We start from the raw sequence: 10,058 nt of genomic DNA, 5'->3' as shown, positions 1-10,058 counted from the left end.
TGTACACCAGGCGGACGCAGCCGAACGTGCGCGACAGCTCCGCCGCCTGCCCGTCCGTGGGGTAGAAGCGGTACTTGAACGCCCGCTTGACCTGCCGCGCCATACCTCACACCCTATCAGCTCCCGTGTGAGTCATAAGTGTCGGCCGGCTGCCGGCGAACGCCGGTCCGCCCTGGCGGCGAACCGGCTCCTCCTGCCCTGCTCCGCAGGATCTTCGTTTCCTCCCCCGGCTGAAGCCGGGGGTATCCACGAAGGAGAGACCGATGACCGATGACAGCTCAAGTCGCCATGCGCGGGCACGTTGCGGACGCGATGGTCACCTGCCCCAAGACCCTGGGTCCGCATGCCGACGCGGGCGACGTCCGCACCCTCTTCGACGACGACCACGTCCACATGGCCCTGGTCGTCGCGCCGGACGGACGGCTCCTCACCACAATCGAGTGGCCGGACATCCCCCCCGGCCGCCCTGGCTTCCACGCCCGCCACGGAGTTCGGAACCCTCGACGGCAGAACGGTGTCGGCCTCGGACCCACTGCACACCGCCACCACCCGCATGGCACTCGACGGGCGCCGCCGACTGGCGGTGACCGACGGCTGCGGCCGCCTGCTCGGGCTGCTGTGCCTGAAGCGGAGCGGCAACGGCTACTGCTCGGACGAAGGCATCCGTGCCCGCGCCGATGAACGGGAACGCACGCGCTCGTCACCCATGTTCGCGCGTGGCTTGAGTTTCTGAGGATGGTGAGCTGATCACCGAGTACCCAGAAGGCCCCGGGTCGATGACCGTGCACGACAGCCGGTAGGGCTGTGAGACTCGATCCGGCGCCCAAGCGCCTTTGCCTCAACTCTTCGCCGAACTCGCTGGACGGCTGCAGCACGGAAACCTCCAGGACCGCCCACCCAGTGCAGAGGATTGCTGCACGAGAGGATGCGGTACCCCTGACCGGGCGGACAAGGCAAATGGCACTGTTTCCCGTTTCCTCTCCGCAGACGGGAGGCACTACTCGCGACGAATGGACCCGCCGGGTGGACAGCCGCCCGGCCGGGGCGCAGCGCAGAGCCGTGAACCCTGGGCTCAGCTCAACCTGGCCGTGGGTGATCCCTCACCCGTCGCTTGAAACGTCGAGGTACGCGCGACCGAAAATCCCGAGAACCCGGCGGCCAGCATTAGCCTGATTCCCGTCCTGCTTTGCACCGTGCGCTGCGAGGGCCCGCCGGCCCTTCCCGCCGGTGGCTCCTCGGTGCTCGGAGCGGTCCAGGAGTGCGTCAGGGGCAAGCCGCTCGATCGGCAGCAGACGCGGGCGGCTCACGTCGTCGTCGGCGTGCTCCTGGTGGTGCTCGGGCCGTCCCGAGGCGGCGGCGCGCGGTGCACATGAAGGATCTTGCCCCCTCAGGCTCGGGACCGCCGACCGCTCGACAGCAACCGCTTTACGCCACCGTCAACCGGTGGCTACTCTGCAACCATGACCGTCACCACCATGACCTTGCGCATCCCCGAAGACCTCGCGCCCGCGATCAAGGCGGCCGCCATCGAGGCCGGCCTGAGCGTGAACGCCTACGTGGTGCGCGCCGCGCGCCGCGCCGCCACCCTCGATGCCGGTCGGCAGCTTGCCGCGCTCGGCCTCGGCGACGACCTGGCGGGCGAGGGCGACACCCTGTGAACCGTGGGGAAATCTGGACTCTGGCCGATGGCCGCAACGTCCTGATCATCAGCCTGACCCGCCTCGAAGAGACGTACGGCGCCCTCCTCGGGATCGTGCTGCACGACAGCGGGAAGTACCCGGACACGGCCATGTCGGTGGTGATCAGCGACCCGATCCCGTGCACGGCGGTCGCCGTCAACATCACCCAGCTGCGGGTCAACCGGTTCGAGGGCGCGAAGCTCATCGGCCCCGTCGACCCTGCGGCCATGGCCCGGGTGGACCAGGCCCTGCGCGCCGTCCAGGACCTGTAGCCGCCGCCCACCGAGGGCGTCGCCCGATTCAACCGGTCAAACCAACAGTGCTGGTTGAAGACGGTTTACCGGGACGCAGTTCGCCATGGTCCGCCGCAGCAGCGACCACATCCCCTCCGCCTGGTTCAACACGGGCGCACGAGCCGGCAGTTGGAACGCTGCAGCCACGCCCTGTTCGCCTCGGTGAGGTCCGCCGGCTCCTCCGTCAGATGCCGGCTCAGGTTGTCCCGGCACCACACCAGCGGGGCGTCCAACTGCCTGTGAACGGTGATGATCAGGTCACAGTAGTCGCGCCCGGCGAAGGTCTTTGGCTCGCCCGCGCGGCCGTGGTACACGTGCTGCCGGTACACCAGGCGCGCTCGGTGGCCGGGACGGAAGCAGACCCCGCCCGCGACGTTGACCAGGCCCTGGTCCCGGCCGCGTCTCGTCCTCGTGGTGTCCGGCATGCCGAACAGGCCCAGTGCTCCCAGGCGGTACGGCGCTCCAGGTCCTTGATCCCCCCGGCGTCCCGCTCTCCGGGTACAGCGTGATCATCGGCGTCGGCCGGACCTCGGATGTCGCCCCGCAAAGGGGCCCTGGCCCTGGGCCCTGTGCCCCCCGTGGCCGCGTCATTCCTGCGTAACGCGGCGATCGTCTGGCCGAAACTAATTTCCACATAATCACCGTGTACGGAATGCCAGAAATATTGCGGCTACTTGCCCATACACCACTTCATCTGGCTTGGGGGGTCAATGGCTGACAGTACGCCCATAAGTCCGCAAAAACCGACAGTAATCATCGGCCCGGTCACCGCGAAGCCCTACGCATGGCCGTACGACACATCCGTGCCCGCCGACCGTGTCGCCGTGCTCTGCATCGACTGGCAGACGGACTTCTGCGGACCCGGCGGTTACGTGGACACGATGGGATACGACATCTCGCTGACCCGGGCCGGGCTCCCGGCGACGCAGAAGCTGCTCGCGCACGCCCGCAGCACGGGCATGCTCGTGGTCCACACCCGTGAGGGGCACGCCCCCGATCTGGCGGACCTGCCGGCGAACAAGCGCTGGCGGTCCGCGCAGATCGGCGCCGAGATCGGCGCCGCCGGACCGTGCGGCCGCATTCTGGTCCGGGGAGAACCCGGCTGGGAGATCGTGCCCGAAGTGGCCCCGCTTCCCGGTGAGGTGATCGTGGACAAGCCGGGCAAGGGGGCGTTCTACGCCACCAACCTCGACCTCGTACTGCGCACCCGGGGCATCACCCATCTGGTCCTCACCGGCATCACCACGGACGTGTGCGTCCACACCACCATGCGCGAGGCCAACGACCGCGGCTACGAATGTCTGATCCTCTCCGACTGCACCGGCGCGACGGACCCTTCGAACCATGAAGCCGCGCTGCACATGGTGACCATGCAGGGCGGCGTCTTCGGATGCGTCTCCACCGCCGACGACCTGATCACCGCCACGACTTGGGCCACCTCCTGAGCTGACCCACCGGACGGGCCCCTGCACCGCTCAAACAGTCCTGCACATCCGGGCGCATGGTCCCAATCCGCCCGAGCCGACCGCGTCGACTCCCCTTCCCATCGACGAAAGCAGGAACCGCCATGGCAGTTGCGGAATCGCTCAGTGTCGAGGCCGCCCCGTACGCGTTCACCTTCGACCCCGCCGAGACGGCACTCGTTCTCATCGACATGCAGCGGGACTTCCTCGAACCCGGCGGATTCGGCGAGAGCCTGGGCAATGACGTGGAACAACTGCGGAGAACCATCGCTCCGCTGCGGGCCGTACTCGACGCCTGCCGCGCCGCGGGCATGGCGGTCATGCACACCCGCGAGGGACACCTGCCGGACCTGTCCGACTGTCCCCCCAGCAAGCTGCTGCGAGGAAACCCCAGCATGCGCATCGGCGACCCGGGCCCCAAGGGCCGAATACTGGTCCGCGGCGAGGAGGGCCACGACATCATCGAGGAGCTCTACCCGGTGGCGGGTGAGCCCGTGATCGACAAGCCGGGCAAAGGCGCCTTCTACGCCACCGACTTCGGTGAACTGCTCACCGCCCGCGGCATCCGCCGTCTCATCGTCACCGGCGTCACCACCGAAGTGTGTGTGCACACGACGGTCCGCGAAGCCAACGACCGTGGATACGAATGCCTGGTGCTGTCCGACTGCGTCGGCAGTTACTTCCCCCAATTCCAGCAGGCGGGCCTCGAGATGGTGGCCGCTCAGGGCGGCATCTTCGGCTGGACCGCGGAGTCGGCCGCGTTCCTGACGGCACTGGCCACCGCGGCGTCCGTCGGCCCCGACGATCCGGAAACCGCCCGCGAACCGGCGCCACAGCCGCACTGACAGGGCCACCACCGCCCGGCCGCCGCGCCCCAGCCTCCCCGACCGCCCCGGCCTCCCCGACCGCCCCGGCCTCCCCGACCGCCCCGGCCGCCCCGACCGCACCGCCACCTCGACGGTGCCCACTGCCCACCAGTGTCCCCTTTACCCAGGCGTACCCCGCGCCGGAATCCACCGCTCCACCCGACGAAGGGTGATCCCACCATGCTGTCACTCCGCCGCACCGCCCCCGCCGAGACCCCACCCCTACCCCTCCCGCTGTGGGTACGCGGCGACACCAACGCGTTCTTCGGACTGGCCGTCAACGTCCTGGTCAATGTGCTCACGTTGACCGGGTTGTGCCTGGGCGTCGTCAAAATTCCGGAGGACGACGTCTTCCACACCATCCTGCCGGCGCTGGGCATCGCCCTGATCGCGGGCAACATCTACTACGCCTACCTCGGCCGCCGACTCGCACGGCGGGAGGGCCGACAGGACGTCACCGCGATGCCCTACGGGCCGAGCGTGCCGCACATGTTCATCGTCGTGTTCGTCATCATGCTGCCGACCTACCTCAAGACCAAGGATCCGCTGCTGGCGTGGAAGGCCGGTATCGCCTGGGCCTTCATCATCGGCGTCATCGTCCTCATCGGGGCCTTCGTGGGCCCGTACATCCGCCGGTACGCACCCAGGGCCGCCCTGCTCGGCACCCTCGCCGGTATCTCCGTCTCCTTCATCTCCATGCGGCCCGCCGGCCAGATGTGGGACCACCTGTGGATCGCCCTGCCGGTCTTCCTGCTGCTCCTGATCGGCCTCATGACCGATCTGAAGCTGCCCGGCAACATCCCCATCGGACTCGCCGCCCTCCTGGTGGGCACCGCGATCGGCTGGGTCGGCGGAGCGATGGACGGCTCCGCGGTCTCAGCCGCGGCCGACGACATCACCCTCGCCCTCCCGGGCCTCCACCTCGACACGCTGTTCTCCGGTCTCTCGGACGTCGCACCGCTGCTCGCCACCGCCATCCCGCTGGGCGTCTACAACTTCACCGAGGGCATGAGCAACGTCGAGAGCGCCGCTGCCGCCGGGGACAACTACAACCTGCGTTCGGTACTGCTGGCCGACGGCGCGGGCGCCGTCATCGGCTCGGCCCTCGGCTCACCCTTCCCGCCCGCCGTGTACGTCGGCCACCCCGGATGGAAGAAGGCCGGCGGCCGCACCGGCTACTCGCTGGCCACCGGCGCGGTCATCGCCCTGATGTGCTTCCTGGGCATGTTCAGCCTGTTGGGTGCGATCTTCCCGGTCGCCGCCATCGTGCCCATCCTGCTGTACATCGGCCTGCTCATCGGCGCCCAGGCCTTCCAGCTGTCACCCAAGGCACACGCCGCAGCCGTCGTCGCCGCACTCGTACCAAACCTGGCCTCCTGGGCCGTCGGCCAGATCGACAACGCACTCGCGGCCGCCGGCACCAACGCCTCCAAGGTCGGGGAAGCGGGTCTGGAGTCGTCAGGTGTCGTCTACCACGGGCTGATGGTCCTCGGCCAAGGCGCGATCCTGGCGGGCCTGATCCTCGGCGCGCTCGTCGCCTTCGTCATCGACAAACGGTTCATCCCAGCGGCAGCGGTGGCCCTGGCCGGAGCGGCGCTCTCCTTCATCGGGCTCATCCACGCCCCGAAAGTCGACTGGAACGCCAGCGGAAGCGTCAGCCTCGGTTACCTCTTCGCCGCCGTCCTGTGCGGAGCCTTCGCCCTGACCCGGCCGACGCCCCGCGTGCCGGACGCCGAGGAACTGGAACTCGAGCGGCTGCACGGCGGCGGCTCCTCCGCGGCTGCGGCGCCAGAGCTTGTGGCCGAGCAGGGACCTGACCCGGTCCCGGAAACCGCGCCGGCCGGCGTCGGCGTCCTGCCGGACGCGACCACCGAGACCGCCGAGCCGGACAAATCGGTGGCCACCGACTGACGATGGCCCACCACAACTGACGACGACTGAAGGCGACTTCCGTGCGGCCGGGTGACCACCTGGCTGCACGGCCGCGCGAGGACGGACCGGACCCATGACCAACGGAGAGCGGATGGATGTGGACCTGCCACAGACGGTCGCCGAAGTGACGGCGGCCTTCGCCGGCTACGAGGAAGCCCTGGTCACCGACGACCACGAAGGCGTCACCGGGTACTTCTGGACCTCACCCGACACGGTCCGCTTCGGTATCGCCGACCGGCAGGCCGGGATCGAGGAAATCCGGGACTGGCGACGGCAACAACCGCCGCTTCCCCCGGGCAGAAAACTCTTCGACACCAGAATCAGCACGTTCGGGACCGACTACGCGGTGGTCACCACCCTGTTCGCTTACCCCGGGGGTAACGCCGTCGGCCGCCAGACGCAGTCGTGGACTCGCTTCCCCGCAGGCTGGCGCATTGTCAGCGCCCATGTGTCGGAAGTGCCGGACGAGACCTCCCGGCCGGACGCGTGAAGGGGCTTGGCGGCCATGCCGACGAGACAGGCCGCCTGACACCTCCCGGGGACGGTGACCGGATCGCCCCAGTCCCAGTGCGACGGCGGATGTTCGCCGCAGACGACCACAGGCGGCTGCGCCGAGTGTTGCCGGTGCTGCTGACCGGAGCCCAGGACGCCGCACCGCAGCCCGCTCACCATTCCGGTCGCGGAGAAGAAGCTGCAGTGGGTCGAGAACACGACCGCACGCCGGGATGGTTACCTCGAGTTCCAGCGTCGTCCGCAGCCGATGCTGGAGTGGTTCGACGCGCCCATGAACTGACCAGGGGCGACCCCGTTCCGGGCGCACCGCACGTGCGGCCGGTGAGCCTTCACGTGCGGGAAAGCCCGGCCAGAGCCGGTAGCGGTGGCGGCAGGCGCCCACGGGGCGCAGGACGTGGGAGAGTTGGGTCCAGGGCTGGTGGGTGCAGGTGATGTGGAGGACGGCCTCCAGGAGTTGGCGTTCGTTGCGGCGGCGGCACCTGCGCTCGTTGCCCGGTGCAGCCTCAAGCCGGCAGGCGGCCGCCACCCGGTGCACGAACGACCACGTCCCGCCCCGCCTGTGCAGAGAAACGACATGCGGCGACTACACCAGCCCCCTGCACACCTGGATCAACACAACCGCCGGCGCCTGCTCGACCACCTCGGCGTCGGGCGGACCGCGTTGACCAGGATGCGGTCGCTGCGCAGACCCCGCCCGCCTGAGTACGGCCGCCGTGGTAAGGGAGCGGGGGCAGCAGCGGGGACAGGATCTGCCGGCGGCGGCCCACCGCCCGTAGGGCCGGCCATCCGCGGGGGACCGACGGGTGCACAGCTCACTCCCAGGCGGTGCAGGTCTCGCCGTTGAAGGTGCACGCCCTGGCCTTGGGGATGCCGTTGACCATCGACGTCCATGCGGAAAAGCTTCCCGCGTTGCCGGTGCGCTGCTTGTCACCATTCTGGTTTTCTACGTAGAAGTTGTAGCCGATACCTGACCGGGTGGTCAGCAGCGCCCAGTTGGCGTGGCACCAGCTCGAGTAGCGGAGGGTCAGGACGGCGTCGCCGTTGTTCAGCGACACGGATGCCACGCTGGAGGCGTTGCCGCCCGCACACCCCAGGTTCTGCGCGTCCTTTCCGTTGCAGCTCGATCCGTAGCAGGGCGGCGTGGGGTCGGCGTGTGCCGCGGCCGGCGCCATGAGGAGAGCTGTTGCGGTCATGGTCGCAACCGTGAGCAGAGAGGGAAGAGGCCGGTGGGTGAAACGCATGGGGGCTACCCGCTTCCTGATCGCTGAGAGGGAGGCCGTACGGCGGAGTATCCGCTCGGCGCAGGAGAGGTCTACCAACCGGCGCCGCATCCCCGGAACGCGTCCGGTGTCCCATTGAACATGGGTGAACAGATGAACAACCGAGCCCCTCACCTGACCCTGCGTTAGCATGTTCACCAGACGGTCACACGTGTGGTGGGGGCATGGCCGACCTTGACAAGAGCGATCAACAACAGCTTGATCTAGGCTCGGCGACGGCTCGGAGTTGGACCGGCCGGGCCTTCGAGGGAGAGGTAAGGCCATGACCGGCCGTCGACGTTCTCCGCTGACCGGATCCGGAGTTCAGGTCGAACTGGCCCAACGGCTCAGGAATCTCCGTGACAACAGTGGGCTGACTCTCCGCCAGTTAGCCGCGAGGTCCGGTTACTCCCACGGTGCGCTCTCCCAGGCCGAGAGCGGACGCACCGTGCCCTCCTGGGAACTCCTCACCGCCTTTGTTCAGACGTGCGGCGAAGATCCGGCGCTCTGGCGCCAACTCTGGGAGATCGCGCACGCGTCACCCTCTTCGCCGACGCGAGATGGGTCGATACCGCAGTCGCAGGGCGCGGACGCGCCGGCGACCCCGGGTTCCTCGCACGACGAACCGGTGGACCGGCTCCGCCCGCGAGGCTCCCTCCGCGTCGCAGCGCTCGTGATCGTGGCTCTCATGCTCTCGGGTGTCCTCACCTGGCTGTCACTCAGCATGCCGTGGGCGGGGGACCACACAAGCCCAGCGGCCTCAGCCCGCTCGATCGCCGCGCATGACGACACCGACCCGTATGCCGATGGATGCAAGGCCGACGAGAAGCAGCTGGACTGGCAACCGGTCTACCGCAAGAGCGGCGTCACCTTCGGAACGATCATCCTCATGTATTCACCCGCGTGCCGAGCGGCGTGGGGCTACTTGAACGCGCCCAACTCCACGGCGTGGACCATCCACATCGACACCCACCGCATTCCCGGCCGGCGGGCCATCCGATGGCAGTTCTCAGGAGATGTGGCCCTCGGTTCGTGGGGCAACGTCCTGTCCACGCTGCATGGTTGCGTGTACGCCGAGGCGTACGTCGTCCAAGGCGGGGTCGAGGGCCCCCATGCCCGCACGGCGTGCATCCAACCCACGGCGTCGAACCTCCCATGAGCCCTGCGCTGCCGCCCCGGCCGGCGGGAGGTCCATTCGAGGAAACGACCGCATGATCCGTTGGTCAGGGGTCCTGACTGGACTGAGAGCGAGGCCTGATGATCGTGCGGGGAGAGATCGGGCCCTGGTCAGCCTCGAGCGCTCGTGCCTGATGAGGTTGAACTGGTGATGTCGCCGGGTTGCTCCGGTGAGTCTGATTGGCGGGCCGGTCGCGGTGAGGCAGCCGTCCGTGACCAGAGCGTCGGCCGCCGCCGATCACCTGGTGTGCTCAGTGCGGTCGTCGTACTCTTCGCGGGCGGTGATGACTTCTTCGATGTGCACCACGGACCACTCAGTGAGCGCCTTCAGCGGTTCCCGCAGCGTCTGGCCGAGCGCGGTTAGCTCGTACTCCACGTGCGGCGGCACCTCTGGGTAGACGGTCCGGCTGACCAGCCCGTCGCGTTCGAGGGTGCGCAGCGTCTGGGTGAGCATCTTCTCGCTCACGCCCGCCAGGCCCTCCCGGAGCCGGCCGAACCGGGAGGTCCCGTTCCGGCCGAGTTCGCCGAGCACGAGGACCGCCCACTTGCTGCCGATCTGGTCGAGGAGGTCCCGCGACGGGCAGCCGCGCTCGTATGGATCGAATGACGGTATGGGCCCGGTCACGTGCTCGATGGCGGCCATGGGGTTCACCTCAATGCTATCGGTCGGGTCAGTACCCTACCAAAAGGTGGCTACTCCCCAATGGGGAGTGTGCAGGTCATTCTGTGTTGCGTCCCGCCGCGGATGGACCGCGGCAGGTGTGTGAGGCACGCGCGGGAGAAAGGAATGACCATCATGCCGATCGTCGTCACCGGAGCCACCGGCCAGCTGGGCAGGCTCACCGTCGAGGCACTGCTGCGGCGCGGGATCCCGGCC

At 68.6% G+C, this 10,058-nt stretch carries 12 protein-coding genes and 1 pseudogene; 9 read left to right on the top strand and 4 right to left on the bottom strand.

The genetic code is table 11. From position 1 onward, the window contains the following. The coding region (locus ACWCQ1_RS51035; protein WP_451030002.1) for a helix-turn-helix domain-containing protein at positions 1-103 on the bottom strand (103 nt) is incomplete at its 3' end. A gap of 450 nt (positions 104-553) precedes the next feature. Here ACWCQ1_RS51035 and ACWCQ1_RS51030 point away from each other — a divergent pair. The 3 genes from ACWCQ1_RS51030 (at position 554) to ACWCQ1_RS51020 (ending at position 1,951) form a co-directional block, all read left to right on the top strand. Then, a complete protein-coding gene (locus ACWCQ1_RS51030) occupies positions 554-733 on the top strand; it encodes a hypothetical protein (RefSeq protein WP_451030000.1) in 180 nt (59 codons plus the stop codon). Between the two features lie 727 nt (positions 734-1,460). Continuing rightward, a complete protein-coding gene (locus ACWCQ1_RS51025; RefSeq protein WP_451029999.1) occupies positions 1,461-1,658 on the top strand; it encodes a toxin-antitoxin system HicB family antitoxin in 198 nt (65 codons plus the stop codon). After that, positions 1,655-1,951: a hypothetical protein gene (locus ACWCQ1_RS51020; RefSeq protein ID WP_451029998.1), complete on the top strand. Its 297-nt coding sequence runs from the start codon at positions 1,655-1,657 to the stop codon at positions 1,949-1,951. Before ACWCQ1_RS51025 ends, ACWCQ1_RS51020 begins: the two co-directional genes overlap by 4 nt. A gap of 125 nt (positions 1,952-2,076) precedes the next feature. Here the strand turns inward: ACWCQ1_RS51020 and ACWCQ1_RS51015 are convergent, their stop codons facing one another. Beyond that, on the bottom strand, positions 2,077-2,397 hold the full coding sequence (locus ACWCQ1_RS51015; protein ID WP_358609561.1) for a hypothetical protein: 321 nt from the start codon (positions 2,395-2,397) through the stop codon (positions 2,077-2,079). 285 nt (positions 2,398-2,682) lie between these two features. On the opposite strand from ACWCQ1_RS51015, the gene biuH reads away from it, so the two are divergent. The 4 genes from biuH to ACWCQ1_RS50995 all read left to right on the top strand — a co-directional run bounded on the left by biuH (position 2,683) and on the right by ACWCQ1_RS50995 (position 6,723). Continuing rightward, positions 2,683-3,417: a biuret amidohydrolase gene (gene biuH / locus ACWCQ1_RS51010; RefSeq protein WP_451029997.1), complete on the top strand. Its 735-nt coding sequence runs from the start codon at positions 2,683-2,685 to the stop codon at positions 3,415-3,417. A gap of 122 nt (positions 3,418-3,539) precedes the next feature. Next, on the top strand, positions 3,540-4,280 hold the full coding sequence (locus tag ACWCQ1_RS51005) for a cysteine hydrolase family protein (protein WP_451029996.1): 741 nt from the start codon (positions 3,540-3,542) through the stop codon (positions 4,278-4,280). 201 nt (positions 4,281-4,481) lie between these two features. Beyond that, positions 4,482-6,212 carry a regulator gene (locus ACWCQ1_RS51000; RefSeq protein WP_451029995.1) on the top strand — a complete coding sequence of 577 codons (1,731 nt, stop codon included), beginning with the start codon at positions 4,482-4,484 and terminating at the stop codon, positions 6,210-6,212. Between the two features lie 112 nt (positions 6,213-6,324). Further along, the gene (locus ACWCQ1_RS50995) at positions 6,325-6,723 is read left to right on the top strand and encodes an AtzH-like domain-containing protein (RefSeq protein ID WP_451029994.1); all 399 of its coding nucleotides are present in this window, start codon (positions 6,325-6,327) and stop codon (positions 6,721-6,723) included. 835 nt (positions 6,724-7,558) lie between these two features. Here ACWCQ1_RS50995 and ACWCQ1_RS50990 read toward each other — a convergent pair. After that, the gene (locus ACWCQ1_RS50990) at positions 7,559-7,939 is read right to left on the bottom strand and encodes a DUF2690 domain-containing protein (protein WP_451029993.1); all 381 of its coding nucleotides are present in this window, start codon (positions 7,937-7,939) and stop codon (positions 7,559-7,561) included. 349 nt (positions 7,940-8,288) lie between these two features. Here ACWCQ1_RS50990 and ACWCQ1_RS50985 point away from each other — a divergent pair. After that, positions 8,289-8,513 (top strand): annotated as a pseudogene (locus ACWCQ1_RS50985) (helix-turn-helix domain-containing protein); the annotation flags it as partial. 180 nt (positions 8,514-8,693) lie between these two features. Further along, positions 8,694-9,164: a DUF2690 domain-containing protein gene (locus ACWCQ1_RS50980; RefSeq protein ID WP_451030001.1), complete on the top strand. Its 471-nt coding sequence runs from the start codon at positions 8,694-8,696 to the stop codon at positions 9,162-9,164. 255 nt (positions 9,165-9,419) lie between these two features. Here the strand turns inward: ACWCQ1_RS50980 and ACWCQ1_RS50975 are convergent, their stop codons facing one another. Then, positions 9,420-9,824 (bottom strand): winged helix-turn-helix transcriptional regulator, encoded by a 405-nt coding sequence (locus ACWCQ1_RS50975; protein WP_451029992.1) that lies wholly within the window; start codon positions 9,822-9,824, stop codon positions 9,420-9,422. Positions 9,825-10,058 lie beyond the last annotated feature (234 nt).

It is taken from the genome of Streptomyces sp. NPDC002144 (genome assembly GCF_053593695.1).
The sequence above is the reverse complement of the archived record's forward strand: the minus strand, read 5'-3'. Positions and strand labels throughout refer to the sequence as shown.